This window comes from Pseudomonas fluorescens group sp. PF-69 (assembly GCF_054481235.1).
This window is the reverse complement of the sequence record NZ_JBTMNC010000001.1, coordinates 2,191,273-2,208,184: the sequence shown is the minus strand read 5'-3', so window position 1 is coordinate 2,208,184 and position 16,912 is coordinate 2,191,273. Positions and strand designations below refer to the sequence as shown.

The 16,912-nt window shown below is 60.1% G+C and carries 13 protein-coding genes; 5 read left to right on the top strand and 8 right to left on the bottom strand.

Annotation, left to right across the window (positions count from 1 at the left end):
• Positions 1–5 precede the first annotated feature (5 nt).
• From ACX3YF_RS10090 to ACX3YF_RS10070, 5 genes are all read right to left on the bottom strand, one after another.
• Positions 6–1,253 (bottom strand): ABC transporter permease, encoded by a 1,248-nt coding sequence (locus ACX3YF_RS10090; protein ID WP_196585054.1) that lies wholly within the window; start codon positions 1,251–1,253, stop codon positions 6–8.
• 168 nt (positions 1,254–1,421) lie between these two features.
• On the bottom strand, positions 1,422–2,465 hold the full coding sequence (locus ACX3YF_RS10085) for an ABC transporter substrate-binding protein (RefSeq protein WP_196585055.1): 1,044 nt from the start codon (positions 2,463–2,465) through the stop codon (positions 1,422–1,424).
• Between the two features lie 309 nt (positions 2,466–2,774).
• Positions 2,775–3,902 carry an ABC transporter ATP-binding protein gene (locus ACX3YF_RS10080; RefSeq protein ID WP_196585056.1) on the bottom strand — a complete coding sequence of 376 codons (1,128 nt, stop codon included), beginning with the start codon at positions 3,900–3,902 and terminating at the stop codon, positions 2,775–2,777.
• Positions 3,903–4,213: 311 nt separating this feature from the next.
• Positions 4,214–4,843 (bottom strand): response regulator, encoded by a 630-nt coding sequence (locus ACX3YF_RS10075; RefSeq protein ID WP_096514706.1) that lies wholly within the window; start codon positions 4,841–4,843, stop codon positions 4,214–4,216.
• On the bottom strand, positions 4,844–7,243 hold the full coding sequence (locus ACX3YF_RS10070) for a PAS domain-containing sensor histidine kinase (protein WP_448647495.1): 2,400 nt from the start codon (positions 7,241–7,243) through the stop codon (positions 4,844–4,846).
• 73 nt (positions 7,244–7,316) lie between these two features.
• On the opposite strand from ACX3YF_RS10070, the gene ACX3YF_RS10065 reads away from it, so the two are divergent.
• Positions 7,317–8,309 carry an alpha/beta hydrolase family protein gene (locus ACX3YF_RS10065; RefSeq protein WP_458944225.1) on the top strand — a complete coding sequence of 331 codons (993 nt, stop codon included), beginning with the start codon at positions 7,317–7,319 and terminating at the stop codon, positions 8,307–8,309.
• Positions 8,310–8,381: 72 nt separating this feature from the next.
• Here the strand turns inward: ACX3YF_RS10065 and ACX3YF_RS10060 are convergent, their stop codons facing one another.
• The 3 genes from ACX3YF_RS10060 to ACX3YF_RS10050 are packed head-to-tail and all read right to left on the bottom strand — an operon-like array spanning position 8,382 to position 10,835.
• Positions 8,382–9,146 (bottom strand): TerB family tellurite resistance protein, encoded by a 765-nt coding sequence (locus ACX3YF_RS10060; RefSeq protein WP_130209570.1) that lies wholly within the window; start codon positions 9,144–9,146, stop codon positions 8,382–8,384.
• A 1-nt stretch (position 9,147) separates the two neighbouring features.
• Positions 9,148–9,819 carry an N-acetylmuramate alpha-1-phosphate uridylyltransferase MurU gene (murU, locus tag ACX3YF_RS10055; RefSeq protein ID WP_130209572.1) on the bottom strand — a complete coding sequence of 224 codons (672 nt, stop codon included), beginning with the start codon at positions 9,817–9,819 and terminating at the stop codon, positions 9,148–9,150.
• Entirely contained in the window at positions 9,816–10,835 is a 1,020-nt protein-coding gene (locus ACX3YF_RS10050; RefSeq protein WP_130209574.1) for an aminoglycoside phosphotransferase family protein, read from the bottom strand. The genes murU and ACX3YF_RS10050 overlap by 4 nt, the downstream gene beginning before the upstream one ends.
• A 130-nt stretch (positions 10,836–10,965) precedes the next feature.
• On the opposite strand from ACX3YF_RS10050, the gene ACX3YF_RS10045 reads away from it, so the two are divergent.
• The 4 genes from ACX3YF_RS10045 to rsmA are packed head-to-tail and all read left to right on the top strand — an operon-like array spanning position 10,966 to position 16,862.
• A complete protein-coding gene (locus tag ACX3YF_RS10045; RefSeq protein ID WP_130209576.1) occupies positions 10,966–13,764 on the top strand; it encodes an LPS-assembly protein LptD in 2,799 nt (932 codons plus the stop codon).
• Entirely contained in the window at positions 13,739–15,061 is a 1,323-nt protein-coding gene (gene surA, locus ACX3YF_RS10040) for a peptidylprolyl isomerase SurA (protein WP_177329335.1), read from the top strand. The genes ACX3YF_RS10045 and surA overlap by 26 nt, the downstream gene beginning before the upstream one ends.
• A complete protein-coding gene (gene pdxA / locus ACX3YF_RS10035; protein WP_288094842.1) occupies positions 15,058–16,047 on the top strand; it encodes a 4-hydroxythreonine-4-phosphate dehydrogenase PdxA in 990 nt (329 codons plus the stop codon). Before surA ends, pdxA begins: the two co-directional genes overlap by 4 nt.
• A complete protein-coding gene (gene rsmA, locus ACX3YF_RS10030) occupies positions 16,044–16,862 on the top strand; it encodes a 16S rRNA (adenine(1518)-N(6)/adenine(1519)-N(6))-dimethyltransferase RsmA (RefSeq protein WP_449106462.1) in 819 nt (272 codons plus the stop codon). Before pdxA ends, rsmA begins: the two co-directional genes overlap by 4 nt.
• Positions 16,863–16,912 lie beyond the last annotated feature (50 nt).

The following is a 16,912-nucleotide window of genomic DNA, read 5'->3' as shown; positions in this document are numbered from 1 at the left end:
TCCCCTTAGCTCAGGCGCAGGCGACTGGCGCCTACCAGCCAGCTGTAAATCAGATAAAGCACGACCGTTGCCAGCAGAAGCAGCCCGCCCAGTGCGGTCGCCATGCCCCAGTTGATGCTGGTGTTGGTGTAGAAGGCGACGAAGTAGCTGACCATCTGATCGTTCGGGCTGCCCAACAACGCCGGGGTGATGTAGTAGCCGATGGCGATGATGAACACCAACAGGCAACCGGCGCCGACACCGGCATAGGTCTGCGGGAAGTACACCCGCCAGAAGCTTGCGAATGGATGGCAACCGAGGGAAATCGCCGCACGCATGTAGGTCGGCGAGATGCCTTTCATCACGCTGTAGATCGGCAGAATCATGAACGGCAGCAGGATGTGCACCATCGAGATGTAGACCCCGGTGCGGTTGAACACCAGCTCCAGCGGCTTATCGATGATGCCCAGGGCCATCAGGCCGCTGTTGATCAGGCCACCCGACTGCAGCAGCACGATCCACGCCGCGACCCGCACCAGGATCGAGGTCCAGAACGGCAGCAGCACCAGAATCATCAGCAGGTTGCTTTGACGCGATGGCAGGTTCGCCAGCAGGTAGGCCAATGGATAGGCCAGTACCAGACAGATCACGGTGATGACCAGGCCCATCCAGAAAGTCCGGGCGAAGATGTCGAGGTAGATGGCCTGATCCGGGGTGGCGGGGGCCAGTTCGCCGAGGTCATCGATACGGTGATCGACGGCGGCCAGCAAGTAGTAAGGCGTGATGCTGCTGGTGTTACGGCGTACGGCTTGCCAATAGGCCGGGTCGCCCCAACGCTCGTCGAGACCTTCCAGCGCTTCTTTATAAGAGGTCGGCTCGGTGGCGAACGGCAAGGCGCGCGCGGTTTTGGTCAACAGGCTGCGATAGCCGGCCAACTCCATGTTCAAGCGCTTGGACAGGTCGCCCAAGGTCTGATTCTTGCGGGCTTCAGCAAGGTCCTCGCTGGCGGCCTTGTACACCGGTTCAGCGGGCAGGCCACGGCCGTCCCAACTGGCGATAGCCGTCACGGTGCGCGGCATGCCGCCGACCACTTCCGGGTTACCGACACTTTTGTAGAGCAGCGCCACGATCGGCACCAGGAACACCAGCAACAGAAACAGCACCAGCGGCGCGATCAAGGCCTGGGCCTTCCAGCGGTTGACCCGCTCGGCGTGCTTGAGCCGTTGCTTCAAGGTGGGATCAGTGCCCGCGTTCAGGGGAACGGCGATAGCCATGGCGTACTCCGGAAATCTTTGATCGTTACAGAGGCATACAAACAACCTGTGGGAGCGAGCTTGCTCGCGATGGGGACATAACATTCAACATCAATGTTGACTGACCCACTGCTCTCGCGAGCAAGCTCGCTCCCACAAGGATTGCGGCGTTCAAACCACGGGGTTTGCTTACTTCGCGGCCCAGGAATTGAAGCGCTGTTCCAGTTGCTCCCCGTTGTCAGCCCAGAAGCTGACGTCGATCTGCACCTGGTTGGCGATGTTTTCCGGGGTGGTCGGCATGTCTTTCAGGACATCCTTGGCCAGCAACGGTACGGCTTGGGTGTTGGCCGGGCCGTAGGCGATGTTTTCCGAGTAGATCTTCTGCTGCGGTGGCTGTACGGAGAAGGCGATGAATTTCTTCGCCGCTTCCGCCCGCGCCTTGTCCAGACCTTTTGGAATGGCCCATGCGTCGAAGTCGTAGATACCGCCGTTCCACACGACTTTCAGGTTGCTTTCTTTCTGCACGGCAGCGATACGACCGTTGTAGGCCGAGCTCATGACCACGTCGCCGGAAGCGAGGTATTGCGGCGGTTGAGCGCCGGCTTCCCACCATTGAATGCTTGGCTTGAGCTCATCGAGCTTCTTGAACGCACGGTCCTGGCCGTCTTTGCTGGCCAGCACTTTGTAGACGTCTTTCGGCGCAACGCCGTCGGCCATCAGAGCGAATTCCAGGGTGTACTTGGCGCCTTTACGCAGGCCACGCTTGCCCGGGAATTGCTTGGTGTCCCAGAAGTCCTTCCAGCTGGTCGGTGCGGTTTTCAGCTTGTCGGCGTTGTAGGCCAGCACGGTCGACCATACGAAGAAACCCACGCCGCACGGCTGGATCGCGCCTTTGACGTAGTCTTCGGTCTTGCCGAACAACTTCGGATCAAGCGGCTCGAACATGTCTTCGTCACAACCACGGGACAGTTCTGGCGACTCTACTTCCACCAGATCCCAGGACACGCTCTTGGTGTCGACCATGGCCTTGACCTTGGCCATTTCACCGTTGTACTCGCCTGCCACGATCTTGCCGTTGCCTGCCGCTTCCCACGGTGCATAGAAAGCTTTGACCTGCGCTGCCTTGTTCGCGCCGCCAAAGGACACCACGGTCAGGTCAGGGCCAGCGGCCATTGCGCTCGCTGCCCCCATCATGCCCAGTGCCAGAGCGGTGAATTTCAGGGATCTCAACATTTATTGTTCTCTCCACGTGCAGGGTTGGTGTTGGTATTGCCGGGGCGATCAGTTCGCCTCTGGGGACGCTCTCGATTAGTTTCCCCTCCGCGTTGTCGCCTTAAAGCGGGCCAGGTAAGGCGCAGGCCGCCGGGAATGGTCATTCCCTTTCCAAGGCCTGCAACGCAGCCTGGCCCGCTTCAAGGCACAACCCGAAGGGCCGGGCCTGCTGTTGTGCAGGGCTGCGTTGCTCGAAGCTTATTTGGAATGACCAAACCTCGCTTCTCGCGCCTTGCCCTGCACAACAGCAGGCCCGGCGCGGTGTGGAAACTAATTGAGAGCGTCCCCAAGTGGATCGAGCGCGCGTACGTGTTCGACCTGCCAGCCAAGCGGTACCACATCGCCGACCGCCAGCCCGGGATCGAGCTCGGCAATCGGTTGTTTCACGAAGAAGTCGGTCTTGCCACAGACTTCAAGGCGAACCCGGACGTGGTCGCCCAGATAGATGAATTCCGCCACCCTTCCCGAGAAGCGGTTGACGCAAGACTCGCTGGAGCCATTGAGGCTCACGCGCTCCGGACGAATCGACAGGGTGACGGGTTCACCGGTCCTGCCGACATTCACCGCCAGCGCTTCAACTTTTTCACCACGTCCCAGTTCCACCACGCAGCGGTCGCCGGTCTGGCTGTGCAAACGGCCATTGAGACGGTTGTTCTCGCCGATGAAGTTGGCGACGAAGGTGTTTTTCGGCTCTTCGTAGAGCGTGCGCGGTGGCGCGATCTGCTGGATTTCACCCTGATGGAACACCGCCACGCGGTCAGACATGGTCAGGGCTTCGCCCTGGTCGTGGGTCACGTAGACCACGGTCACGCCCAGACGCTGGTGCAGGTGTTTGATTTCCATCTGCATGTGTTCACGCAACTGCTTGTCGAGCGCGCCGAGGGGTTCGTCCATCAGCACCAGTTGCGGCTCGAACACCAGTGCGCGGGCCAATGCCACACGTTGCTGCTGACCACCGGACAGTTGTCCCGGGTAACGCTGAGCGAAGGCATCGAGTTGCACCATGCTCAGTACACGCTTGACCTTGTCGCCGACATCGCTCTTGTTCATGCCACGCACCGTCAGCGGGAACGCCAGGTTCTCGGCGACCGTCATGTGCGGGAACAACGCGTAGTTCTGGAACACCATGCCGATGTCGCGTTTGTGCGGCGGCACGTTATTGATGGCGCGACCGGCCAGGAGGATCTCACCGGCGGTCGGCGTTTCGAAACCGGCAAGCATCATCAGGCTGGTGGTCTTGCCGGAACCGGATGGCCCGAGCAAGGTGAGGAATTCGCCTTTGCGAATATCCAGGTTGAGGTCTTTGACGATCAGGTTCTCGCCGTCGTAGCTCTTCTGCACTCCACGAAAGCTGACCAGAACATCATTGGCCCCTGCACTTGAATCGACCTGGCTCATACCCACACCTTTGTTGTTGATGACTGCTGTGGACTAAGCCTAGTGGACGCTGGGGACCACGCAAATCGGGGTGCAGGAGAGAATCGCCTCAGACGGATGGAAGGTTGAGGGTAGGGATTGCCCTACAAGGATGGCGCGTTTTGGCATACGCAGCGGCAAGCTGTCAGCTACAAGCCACTGACAATGGCAAAAGCTATTTCGCGCGATGTCGTAAACGGATATGTCGTCGCGTTATTCCTGTAGGAACCAGATTGCTGGCGAAAAGTACGCCCTCGCCAGCAAGCTGGCTCCTGCAAAGGATTTTTGTGCTTTTAGAGGAGCTTGTGTTCCATCGCGTACTTCACCAGTTCCGCCAGCGAAGTGATGTTGAGTTTCTGCATCAGCCGCGCCTTGTGGGTGCTGATGGTCTTGCTGCTCAACGCCAATTGCTGGGCGATGTCGTTGACGTTCGCCCCCTGGGCCAGGCGTTCGAAAACCGAAAACTCACGTTCCGACAGCAATGAGTGCAAGGGGCGCGAATCGGTCAGGCCGACTTCGAAGACCATGCGGTCGGCCAGGTCCGGATCGATATAGCGTCCACCGGCCGCGACCCGGCGGATGGCGGTCAGCAGCAGGGCCGGGTCGCTGTCCTTGGTGGCGTAACCTGCGGCGCCGATCTTCAATGCCCGCGCCGCCATTTGCGCTTCGTCGTGCATCGACAGCACCAGAATCACCGGCGGATTGTTCAGCGCACGTATCCGTGGAATCGCCTCCAGGCCGTTGACGCCCGGCATGGAGATGTCCAGCAGCACCACTTCACAGGGCACATGTCGCAACGTCTCGAGCAACTGTTCGCCATTACTCGCCTCCCCCACCACCAGCAGATCCTTGGCCAGGCCAATCAATTGCTTGATGCCTTCGCGGACGATGGTGTGGTCTTCGGCTACCAGTACACGGATCACTTACTTCTCCTCATCCAGCGGCACTCGCACGATCAGGGTCGTGCCCTCGCCCGGCTCACTCTCAAGCGACAACTGGCCGCCCATGATCAGCACCCGCTCGCGCATGCCGACCACCCCAAAGGAGGTCGGCCTGCCAGCGGCTGCAACAAATCCTACGCCATCATCGCTGATGGTCAGACACAACTCATTGCCGTCAAGGGCCAGTGTCAGTTCGACAGTATGCGCCTGGGCATGGCGCATGACATTGGTCAGTGCTTCCTGAAGGATACGGAACAGGCCAATCGCCTTGGCATCACTGAGCACCGGCAAATTGTCCGGCACCTGCACCAGACAAGGAATCTGCGTGCGCGCCTCGAAGCGACGGGCCTGCCATTCAATGGCCGAGGCAATCCCGGCATCAAGAATCGGTGGCCGCAACGCTGTCGCCACATCACGCACCAGCTGGAACAACTGCGCGATCAGGCGCTTCATGCTGTTCAAGCGCTCGTTCAGACCGGGGTCGAGTTGGGCGTAGGCCAGTTCGCACATGGACGTTTCCAGCTTGAGCACGGTCAACATCTGCCCCAGCTCGTCGTGGACTTCCCGCGCGATGCGGGCCTTTTCCTCTTCACGCACGCTCTCCAGGTGCGCGGACAACTCCCGCAGTTGCTCCCGGGAACTGGCCAGCTCCAGTTCGATGCGCTTGCTCTCGCTGATGTCCCAGACGATGCCGTCCCAAACGTACGCGCCGTCCTCGAGTCGCCGGGTAATCGCCTTGATTTCCGCCCAGCGTTGCTCGCCCTTACGGGTCAGGATTCGCCCTTGCCATGACCAGTCGCTGTCGGTGTCCAGGGCATGGTCCTGGGTCTGGTGATAGCTGGCCTTGTCGTCGGGGTGCACCAGGCTGCGCAGGCCTTTGTCGCGATGGGCCAGGGTGGCCGGCGAGTACCCCACCAGACTCTCGCTGCCTTCACTGATATAGGCAAAGTCGATCTGCCCGGTCACCGGCGCCCGCTCAAGGCGAAAGACCAGTCCAGGCACATTCGCCGCGATCCCTTGCAGCCGCGCCTCGCTTTCCTGCAGCGCGGCCAGGGCACGGCGGCGCTCGGTGACATCGGTGAGGTAAACCACCAGGTATTCGCCATCGCGAAAACGCAGGAAACTCAGCGAGACGTCGGCCGGCAGGATGCTGCCGTCGGCCCGCAGGCAATTGGTTTCGAAACTTTGCGGGGCATCGTCGCTGGCCCTGGCGAGTTTCCACAGGTTCAACCAGCGATCCATGTTCAGACCGGGCTCGAAGTCGATCAGGGGGCGATCGATGATTCCCCCCGATGAATAGCCCAACATGCTTTCGGCCGCTCGGTTGGCGTAGCGCACATGACTGTCCCAATTGACCCAGAGGATGCCCACGGTGCTCTGGTCGATGGAAAATTGCGTCAACCGCAAGGCTTCTTCACTGGCGGCACGCAAGGCAATGTCTTGCTGCGCTGCCGCCAGTCGTTGCTCCAGGCTGAGCTGCTGACGGCGCTGCCAGAACACGATGGCCATGCTGCTCAATGCCAACACCAGCAACAGCAGGCAAAGGTTTTGCCAGAAGCCCGGCGTTTCGGTGAGCCGCGGGTACTTGGGCTGCAGCCATTGGTTGTGCAGGTTCTCAAGATCCTTGGCCGGGATTGCCCGTAATGCGCTTTCGACGATGCCTGCCAACTCAGGCAGGTCGCGCCGCGTCGCGATCCGCAGCAGTTGGGGCAAGCCGATGTCGCCCACGACGACCAGCCCGGCGAACTCCGGCTCGACGGACAGCCGCCCCAATTGCGCCTCATCGACGACGGCGTAGGCCGCTTGCTGACTCAACAACAATTGCAGCGCCTGACGCTCGACCGGAACGCCCTGCAGGTTTAAGTGCGGGTAGTTGCTGCGCAGGTAATCGGCAGTGGCGCTGGGCATGCGTATGGCGACGCGGCTCTGGCTGTCGAGTTTTTCCAGCTCGACCGCGCCGGTGCTTTTCTGGTCGCTGACCACCAATTGAGGCACGCGCATGTATGGGTCGGAAAACTGCCAGAGGCGCAGACCACCAGGCGTCTGGGTCAGCCCTGGCGCGATGTCGATTTCGCCCTGGCGCGCAGCGGCTTCCAACTGTTCGAGGTCGGGAAAGTTACGCCAGGTCAGTTCGACCTTGAGCGACTTGGCCAGCCATTTCATCAGCTCGACGTTAACCCCGGACAGCCGCTGCAAGCGGCGATCGTATTGCGCATAGGGCGCTTGCAACACCAGCCCGACCCGCAATTCTCCTTGCCGGGCCAGCCACTGTTGCTGCTTGGGCGACAAGATTGCAACGTGCGCCGGGGGCATGACTGCCGCCCAGCCCATCAAGGGAAACCACAAACAGCCGATAACCCACAGGCAGCGAAAACGCATCATCGAACTCTCACACACTGACAAATACTGACCAACCCATTAGGCTGCCGGAATTACTTCTGGCCTGGAATATCCGATGCCCCCTGTCTACCGCCTGGCACTGCCAGCATTGTGCCTGTCGCTGATCCTGCCTTGCGCTTTTTCGGTCGAAGCTGCCGACCCGGCACCCGACGCCGCGCAAAAGCCCGCCGAAGAAAAACCGGTCGAACGCCAGCCCTTGCCTGAGCGTAGTCAGGAAGAAGCGACAGCACTCGAGCGAACAATCCCGGCTCAGGAACAGCAGCAACTGCAAGCGGGCAGCGATACCTTCCTGGCCTTGTGGAAACCGGCCAATACGGCCGAACCCAAAGGTGCGGTGATTATCATCCCGGGCGCGGGCGAAACCGTTGACTGGCCTCAAGCGATCGGCCCTTTACGGCGCAACTTGCCGAACGCCGCGTGGAGCAGCCTGAGTATCACCTTGCCGGACCTGCAAAGCGATGCCATTGCACCGCGCATCGTTGAAGTGGCGCCAGCCCCCAAGGCGGCGGACACCGGCAGCAAGGATTCGACCACCGCGCCCCCCATCGAACAGGCGGCTGGTGGCGAAGCGGACGTGGCCGACAAGGCGATCGCCGAAACCACGGAAGAGCAGGCCAAGGCCGATGCCGAGCGAATCTTCGCCCGTATCGACGCCGCGATTGCGTTCGCTGAACAGCAAAGCGCGCGCAGCATCGTCGTATTGGGGCACGGCACTGGCGCTTACTGGGCGGCACGCTACCTGAGCGAAAAACAGTCATCGCAGGTCGAGCGGTTCGTCATGGTTGCCGCGCAGACGCCGGTTCAAGCGAAACCCGAACTGGCCGAGCTCACGCCAACCCTGAAGCTGCCTACCGCCGACATTTACTATAAGGACAAACCCCTGGACCGCGACGCGGCGCTCACCCGTTTGCAGGCCAGCAAACGCTTGAAATCTTCGGCGTTTAGCCAGGTGTCGCTCAAGGCATTACCGGGCAATGCCAAGGCGGAGCAGGAGCAATTGGTGCGCCGGGTTCGGGGTTGGTTAAGTCCACAAACCGCAGCAGACTGAGTGAGCGGGTCACCTGTATCGCTGGCTTGCCAGCGATACAGGCATCACGGGCCATACACACCGTTGCCGCTATCAAAAATCCCGCCGCTGACGAATCAGCATATAAGCACCCTGCAATTCACGAGTTTTCTCGGTCGCTTCACGGACCTGAAGCTCCGTCGCCCCCCTTCCGGCGACTTTGTCCGGATGATGGCGACTGAGCAGGCGGCGATAGGCGCGCTTGATCTGCGCCGGCTCAGTGGTGGCTGACACGCCCAACAGCCGCATGGCGTCTTGATAGGTGGCCGCTTTGTTGGCCACCGATCGCTTTTGCGGCTCATAGTCCGCCGCCAACGCCTGCACCTGATAGGACCGCCAGCCCAGCCACCGCCCCCATTGAGCAATCAACTCCCGCTCACGGGTGCCGGCCCGACCGTCCGCCCAGATCATCCGCCAACAGGCGCGCAATACCCCTTCTGCCGCATGGGGTTGTGCACTCAAGCGGCGCAGATAACCACGCAACCGATCATTGCCCGACTTTCCGCGATTGAACGCTGCTATCGCCCGACGCTGAGCCGATTCGCTCATCTCCAGCGCCCGCATTTCCTGCCGCGCCTGCTGGATATGGCCATCCACTACCTGCCCGTCGCTCTTGGCCAATCGCCCCAACAAAACAAACAACAGTTCATCGTTGCGCAGCGCCGGGCGGCCACCGAGCTTTTCAAGCAAGTGCCCCCAGCTCTGCAAGTGCAGGCGCCGATCCAGCGCCTGCCCCAACAATGCACCCAGCATGGCCCCGGGAATGCTGGCGATGGCAAAACCCGCTCCGGCTCCAATCAGAGTCCCTGGCCACAGCATGTCAGCGTCTCGCTTCAATCAGGGTTTCGACTTGCGCCAATCGCTCGTGAGTGCCGACATCGACCCACTGCCCGTTCAGCCGTTCGCCGGACACTTGCCCGTTCGCCATTGCCGAGCGCAGTAACGGTGCCAGTTTGAACGCCCCGGCAGAGCAGCCTTCGAACAACTGCGGGTGCAACACTGCAATACCACTGTAGGTCAGGGTGGCAACGTCCGGTTGAGCGTCGCGCACTTGCCCGTCGATCAACTGGAAGTCCCCGGCCGGATGGTGGTCCGGGTTGTTCGCCAGCACCAGGTGAGCCAGGCCGACAATCGGCTGATGCAACACGCTGAAGTCGTAATCGGTCCAGATATCGCCGTTGACCACCACAAAAGCCTCATCACCCAACAACGGCAATGCGCGGAAAATCCCGCCTCCCGTTTCCAGCGGCTCCCCTTCCGGCGAGTATTGAATGTGCACACCGTACCGCGAGCCATCGCCCAGATAGTCTTCGATCTGCTGGCCCAGCCAGGCATGATTGATCACGATTTCGTCAAACCCGGCCGCCGCCAGGGCGCGCAGGTGATACTCGATCAGGGGCACCCCGCCTGCACGGACCAGCGGCTTGGGCGTGGTCAGCGTCAGGGGGCGCATGCGCTCGCCTTTGCCTGCTGCCAGAATCATTGCCTTCATGCCGTGACTCCAGCACGCAGACTGGCCAGCAACACATCGAGCTCAGCCAACTCCGGACGGCGCGCAATCACGGCCTCTATATAAGCAAAGAATCGCGGAACATCGGACAGGTAACGGGGCTTGCCGTCGCGGTGACAGATGCGGGCGAAGATGCCGATCACTTTCAGGTGTCGTTGCACGCCCATCAAATCACTGGCGCGCAGGAAATCTTCGAAATCGGGCTGAACCGGAATATCCAGCGCCCGGGCCTGCTGCCAGTAACTTTCCAGCCAACCATGCACGCGCTCCTCGGGCCAACTGAGAAAGGCATCCTTGAACAGGCAAGTCACGTCATACGTCACCGGACCATAAACAGCATCCTGGAAGTCCAGCACGCCGGGATTCGGTTCGCTGAGCATCAGATTGCGTGGCATATAGTCACGATGTACGAGGACTTTCGGCTGGGCCAGTGCGCTGTCGATCAACAGATCGCTGACCTGCTGCCAAAGCACTTGCTGCGCGGCGTCGAACTCGATGCCCAGCTCGCGTTTCACGTACCACTCGGGAAACAACTCCAACTCTCGACGCAGCAGCGCCACATCATAACTCGGCAGTGGCGCAACCATCGGCAACTGCTGAAACGCCAACAGTGCTTGCAGCGCATCGGCGAACAAATCGTCGGCGTTTTCGCTGTCGATGACATCCAGATACGTCTTGTTGCCCAGGTCATTGAGCAAAAGAAAACCGCGCTCGAGGTCCTCGGCATAAATTTTCGGTACATTTATTCCGGACTTCGCCAGTAAAAAAGCGATATCCACGAAGGGTTTGCAGTTTTCCTGGGGCGGCGGGGCATCCATCACGATGAAACTTTTACCCGCGCCTTCCCAACGAAAATAACGCCGGAAACTCGCGTCACTACTGGCCGCGGTCAACGTGGCCGGGGGTACGGCACCCCAACCCTGTTCTGTATACAGGTTTGCCAATTGCTCATCGAGCCAAACTTTCAGGTGTTGCAAACGTACATCTTGGTCAGGCATTGCAAGGGTCTCCGACGGCGCTAGCCGTCAAGCGGGTCATGCTTTATTATCCAGCATCTTTTTCAGACCATCGAGAGGCGTGCGGCCCACACCGCGGGCAGATGGCACGCAGGAAGCCCGGACTAATAAGATGGCATTGAAATCCCCCGCGTTTCGTAAAAAATTTCCGTTGTTGGTAACCGGCAGTATGCTGGCCTTGCAACCTCTAGCCACTTCCTTCGTGGTCGCCGCGGAACAGTATGACTGCTCAGTCTCTGCTTCGGGTGCCTGGGCATGTGCGCCAAAGGCGCCGGCGGCAGCCTTGCCACCGCGTCCCGTGCATGAAGGCAGCGCAGTCAGCGCCACTGGCGAGACCCCGTCACAGGAAGGCACCAGTGAAGACACCGGCGCCAAGCCTGTGCTCGTGACCGAGTCCAAGGGGCGCGGCCTGAAGTCGCGTAGCGAAGACTATAGCCACCTCGACTGGGTTCCACGCGATCAGCTCACAGCGGCGCAATTGGCAGAAACCGGTCCTTATTGCTCTGGTTCCTATATCGAACCGATTCGTCCTGGCATGAATGACAAGACGAATAAAAGTGACGCGCCAACCTTTATCGGCGCGAAAGCCTCTCGCTACAAGCAGGATGAACAAGTCGCCACCCTGGCCGGTGACGTGGTCATGCGCCAGGGCAGCATGCAGGTCGAAGCCGACGAGGCCAACCTGTACCAGGCCGAGAGCCGTGGCGAACTCAGCGGCAATGTCCGTATCCGCGACAACGGCGCACTGATCGTGGGCGATCACGCCGATGTGCAGCTCGACACCGGTGAAGCCAAGGTCGATAACGCCGAATACGTGATGCACAAGTCCCGTATTCGCGGTAACGCGCTGTACGCCAAACGTGCCGAGAACGCGATCATCCGCCTCAAGGATGGCACGTACACCACGTGCGAACCGAACAGCAACGCCTGGCAGCTCAAGGGCAACAACATCACCCTGAACCCGGCCACCGGCTTCGGTACTGCGACCAACGTGACACTGCGGGTCAAGGACATTCCAGTCCTGTACACGCCGTACATCTACTTCCCGATCGACGACCGCCGCCAGTCCGGCTTCCTGCCGCCGACCATCGGCACCGGCAGCGATACCGGCTTCATGCTGGTAACACCGTACTACTTCAACCTGGCACCGAACTACGACGCCACGTTGTACCCGCGCTACATGGAAAAGCATGGCTTGTTGATGGAAGGCGAGTTCCGCTACCTCACCAAGTCCAGCGAAGGCCAGTTCGGTGCTGCGTACCTCAACGACGAGGACACCGATCGCAGCAAGCAGACCGACTACGAAAAAAACCGCTACATGTATAACTGGCAACACAAGGGCGGCCTCGATTCGCGAGTCTTCACGCAAGTCGATTACACCAACATCAGCGATCCTTATTACTTCCAGGATCTGGAAACCGACCAGATTGGTGTAAAAAGCGCAGACTTTGTGAACCAACAAGGCTCCGTCACCTATCGTGGCGACAGCTACACCGCCCGCGTGAACGCCCAGGCTTACGAGCTTGCAACCGTTTCGAACATCACGCCGTATGACCGTCTGCCGCAGATCACCTTCGACGGTGCACTGCCGTATCATCCAAACGGCCTGAATTTCTCCTACAACACTGAAGTCGTGCGGTTCGATCGCGACCTGAAAAATGGCACGTTCACCGATGAAAACGGCAATGTGTCGCCGCGACTGGACACCAATGTCGTGGGTCTTGCCCGTGCCACTGGCGATCGCCTGAACCTTGCGCCCGCTGTCAGCCTGCCGCTCGACTGGACTTATGGTTTCCTGAAGCCAACGCTCAAGTACCAATACACCCAGTATCAACTGGACCTGGACAGCATCGGCAAGAACCAGATTGCTGCACAGACCGCGGAGCAGGACAAACTCAACGGCACCTTCGGCAGCAACCAGAATCGTGGTGTGCCGATTGCCAGCATCGACAGCGGCCTGTACTTCGATCGCAACACCCAATGGTTCGGCAAGAACTATCGCCAGACCCTTGAGCCGCGCTTGTTCTACCTCTACGTGCCGGAAACGGACCAGGAAGACATTCCGGTATTCGACACCAGCGAATACACCTTCAACTATGCATCGCTGTTCCGCGACAACCGCTTCTCGGGCTCCGACCGCGTCGGTGACGAGAACAAGCTGTCCCTGGGCGTGACCAGCCGCTGGATTGAAGACAACGGCTTCGAGCGTCAACGCGTCAGCGTCGGCCAGGCCATGTACTTCAAGGATCGCGAAGTCCAGTTGCCGGGCATCGATGCGAAAACCCGTCAGGATGCGCATTCGAACGTTTCGCCTTACGCACTGGAATACGAATATCGCTGGAACCGCGATTGGCGCACCACGGCCGATTACAACTGGGACCCGGACAGCCGCAGCCCTCGCTCGGGCAGCGCGATGTTCCACTACCAGCCTGAAGACAACCCGAACAAGGTCATCAACGCCGGCTATCGCTATCGCAATGACCAGGTCCGTTATGACCAGAACACGGGTAAATGGTCGGTGGGCGGCGGTGACTATGGCACCCCGGGTCAGCCTGGCTACGTAAAGGATTACTACAAAATCCAACAGCACGACTTCTCGGTAATCTGGCCAGTCGTGCCGCAATGGAACGCCATCAGCCGCTGGCAGTATGACTACAACCGTAACCGTACCCTGGAAGCCTTCGGTGGTTTCGAGTACGACAACTGCTGCTGGAAATTGCGCCTGATCAACCGTTACTGGGTTTCCTACGACGAATTCAGTCAGGAAGCACCGCAAAACGAAAAAGGCGACCACGGCGTATTCCTACAAATCGTTCTGAAGGGACTCGGCGACCTCACCGGCGCCAAAGCAGAGAGTTTCCTCGACAAAGGCATCCAAGGTTATCGTGAACGTGAAGACCAAGCTTTCTGATTGTCTGCGCCCGCTGCTGCTGGGCGCGCTGTTCCTGGGTACTGCGGCCAACGCCGCGGTACAGTCCATCGATAAAGTGGTGGCCATTGTCGATAACGATGTGGTCATGCAGAGCCAACTGGACCAACGGGTCCATGAAGTTCAGCAAACCATCGCCAAGCGCGGCACCGCCGTGCCACCGGCCAGCGTGCTGGAACAACAGGTGCTCGAGCGCCTGATCGTCGAAAACCTGCAACTGCAGATCGGCGAACGTTCCGGCATCCGCATCACCGATGAAGAACTGAACCAGGCTGTCGGCACCATTGCCCAACGCAACAACATGTCGGTCGATCAATTCCGCGCCGCGCTGACGCGCGACGGCGTGTCATATGACGATGCACGTGAACAGATTCGTCGCGAGATGGTGATCAGCCGCGTGCGTCAGCGCCGCGTGGCTGAGCGCATCCAGGTCTCCGAGCAGGAAGTGAAGAACTTCCTGGCATCGGACCTCGGCAAAATGCAGCTGTCCGAAGAGTTCCGCCTGGCCAACATCCTGATTCCTACGCCAGAAAGCGCCAACTCTGACGCGATTCAGAATGCTGCCAAACAGGCTGATGCGATTTATCAACAACTCAAGCAAGGCGCCGACTTCGGTCAATTGGCCATCGCCAAATCCGCCAGCGAAACCGCACTGGAAGGCGGCGACATGGGCTGGCGTAAAGCCGCTCAACTGCCACCGCCGTTCGATCGCCTGCTGAGCACCATGGCGGTCGGCGATGTGACCCAGCCTATGCGTACGCCGGGCGGTTTCATCATCCTGAAGATCACCGACAAGCGTGGCGGCGAGACCCAGGTACGTGACGAAGTGCATGTGCGCCACATCCTGGTCAAACCAAGCCCGATTCGCGACGAAGAAAAAACCAAGGCCCTGGTTCAGTCGCTCTATACTCGCATCGAGGCGGGCGAAGACTTCGGCGAACTGGCGAAAAGCTACTCGGAAGACCCGGGTTCCGCCCTCAACGGTGGCGACCTGAACTGGATCGACCCGAGCGTTCTGGTCCCGGAATTCCGCGAAGTGATGTCCAAGACCCCGCAAGGTCAACTGTCCAAGCCTTTCAAGACTCAATACGGCTGGCACGTCCTGGAAGTCCTTGGCCGCCGCGCCACCGACAACACCACCCAGGCTCGCGAGCAACAAGCGATGACCGTACTGCGTAACCGCAAATACGACGAAGAGCTGCAAACCTGGCTGCGTCAGATCCGTGACGAAGCGTATGTTGAAATCAAACTCCCTGGCGCGAACCAGGCAGCGCAGTGAAACCCAAACGTTTTGCGCTGACACCCGGTGAACCAGCCGGCATAGGTCCTGACCTGTGCCTGCTGCTTGCCTCGCAAGCCCAGCCGCACCCCCTGATTGCCATTACCAGCCGCGACCTGCTCCTCGAGCGGGCCGCGCAGCTGGGCGTGGTTGTCGACTTGCTGCCGGTCACTCCAGACGCCTGGCCAGATGCGCCCGCACCCGCCAACAGCCTGTATGTCTGGGATACCCCACTCAACGCCAAGGTCGTCGCCGGGCAACTGGACAAGGCCAATGCCGCTTTCGTCCTGGAAACCCTGACCCGCGCAGGCCAAGGCTGCCTGGACGGGCACTTTGCCGGAATGATCACGGCACCCGTGCACAAGGGCGTGATCAACGAATCCGGAATCGCCTTTTCCGGACACACCGAATTCCTCGCCGACCTGACCCATACCGCGCAAGTGGTCATGATGCTCGCCACTCGCGGATTGCGCGTGGCCCTGGTCACCACCCACCTGCCCCTTCGCGAGATTGCCGATGCAATCACACCGGAGCGTCTGGAGCGGGTCACGCGCATTCTGCATGCCGATCTGCAACACAAGTTCGGCATTGCCCAACCACGGATCCTGGTGTGCGGGCTAAACCCCCACGCGGGTGAAGGTGGACACCTGGGCCATGAAGAAATCGACATTATCGAACCCACATTAGAGCGCCTGCGCGGCGAAGGCATGGACCTGCGAGGTCCGCTGCCCGCCGACACTCTGTTTACCCCCAAATATCTGGAGCACTGCGACGCAGTGCTGGCGATGTACCACGACCAGGGCCTGCCTGTGCTGAAATACAAAGGCTTTGGCGCTGCAGTCAACGTGACCCTGGGCTTGCCGATCATCCGCACATCGGTCGATCACGGCACGGCGCTGGATCTGGCCGGCAGCGGCAAAATCGATACCGGCAGCCTGCAAGTCGCCCTGGAAACCGCCTACCAGATGGCCGAGACCCGTTTATGACCGAGCAATACCAACACCGGGCGCGCAAGCGCTTCGGCCAGAACTTTCTGCACGATGCCGGCGTTATCGACCGCATCCTGCGCTCCATCCACGCCAAACCCGATGACCGCATGCTGGAAATCGGCCCAGGCCAGGGCGCGTTGACCGAAGGCCTGCTCAACAGCGGCGCACAACTTGACGTGGTAGAGCTGGACAAGGATCTGATCCCGATCCTCAACCAGCAATTCGCCGGCAAGAGCAACTTCAACCTGCACCAGGGCGACGCACTGAAGTTCGACTTCAATAGCCTGAACGCCGCGCCGGGCAGCCTGCGAGTGGTTGGCAACCTGCCATACAACATCTCCACCCCGCTGATTTTCCACCTGCTGCACAACGCTCACTTGATTCGCGACATGCACTTCATGCTGCAGAAGGAAGTGGTCGAGCGCCTAGCGGCAGGGCCTGGCGGTGGTGATTGGGGCCGGCTGTCGATCATGGTTCAGTATCACTGCCGTGTTGAGCACCTGTTCAACGTTGGCCCGGGCGCGTTCAATCCACCGCCGAAAGTCGATTCGGCCATTGTGCGACTGGTGCCACACGCAGTGCTGCCCCACCCTGCCAAGGACCATCGATTGCTCGAACGTGTCGTGCGCGAAGCGTTCAACCAGCGCCGCAAAACATTGCGCAACACCCTCAAGCTGCTGTTGAGCAACGCCGAAATCGAAGCTGCTGGCGTCGATGGCAGCCTGCGTCCCGAGCAACTCGACCTGGCCGCCTTTGTGCGCCTGGCCGACAAGCTAAGCGAACAAGTCCTACAGAAGCCTGCCGATATCTGACAGACCTGACGCGTTATCGGATAGGACACCAACGCCCATGTCTGGTTTAC

What these genes read in the sequence shown, in the direction of transcription:
- rsmA (WP_449106462.1), top strand. Translation starts at nt 16,044, where the DNA reads ATGACCGAGCAATACCAACACCGGGCGCGCAAGCGCTTCGGCCAGAAC.
- ACX3YF_RS10065 (WP_458944225.1), top strand. Translation starts at nt 7,317, where the DNA reads ATGCCCCCTGTCTACCGCCTGGCACTGCCAGCATTGTGCCTGTCGCTG.
- ACX3YF_RS10070 (WP_448647495.1), bottom strand. Translation starts at nt 7,243, where the DNA reads ATGATGCGTTTTCGCTGCCTGTGGGTTATCGGCTGTTTGTGGTTTCCC.
- ACX3YF_RS10090 (WP_196585054.1), bottom strand. Translation starts at nt 1,253, where the DNA reads ATGGCTATCGCCGTTCCCCTGAACGCGGGCACTGATCCCACCTTGAAG.
- ACX3YF_RS10060 (WP_130209570.1), bottom strand. Translation starts at nt 9,146, where the DNA reads ATGCTGTGGCCAGGGACTCTGATTGGAGCCGGAGCGGGTTTTGCCATC.
- ACX3YF_RS10050 (WP_130209574.1), bottom strand. Translation starts at nt 10,835, where the DNA reads ATGCCTGACCAAGATGTACGTTTGCAACACCTGAAAGTTTGGCTCGAT.
- ACX3YF_RS10085 (WP_196585055.1), bottom strand. Translation starts at nt 2,465, where the DNA reads ATGTTGAGATCCCTGAAATTCACCGCTCTGGCACTGGGCATGATGGGG.
- ACX3YF_RS10045 (WP_130209576.1), top strand. Translation starts at nt 10,966, where the DNA reads ATGGCATTGAAATCCCCCGCGTTTCGTAAAAAATTTCCGTTGTTGGTA.
- ACX3YF_RS10080 (WP_196585056.1), bottom strand. Translation starts at nt 3,902, where the DNA reads ATGAGCCAGGTCGATTCAAGTGCAGGGGCCAATGATGTTCTGGTCAGC.
- murU (WP_130209572.1), bottom strand. Translation starts at nt 9,819, where the DNA reads ATGAAGGCAATGATTCTGGCAGCAGGCAAAGGCGAGCGCATGCGCCCC.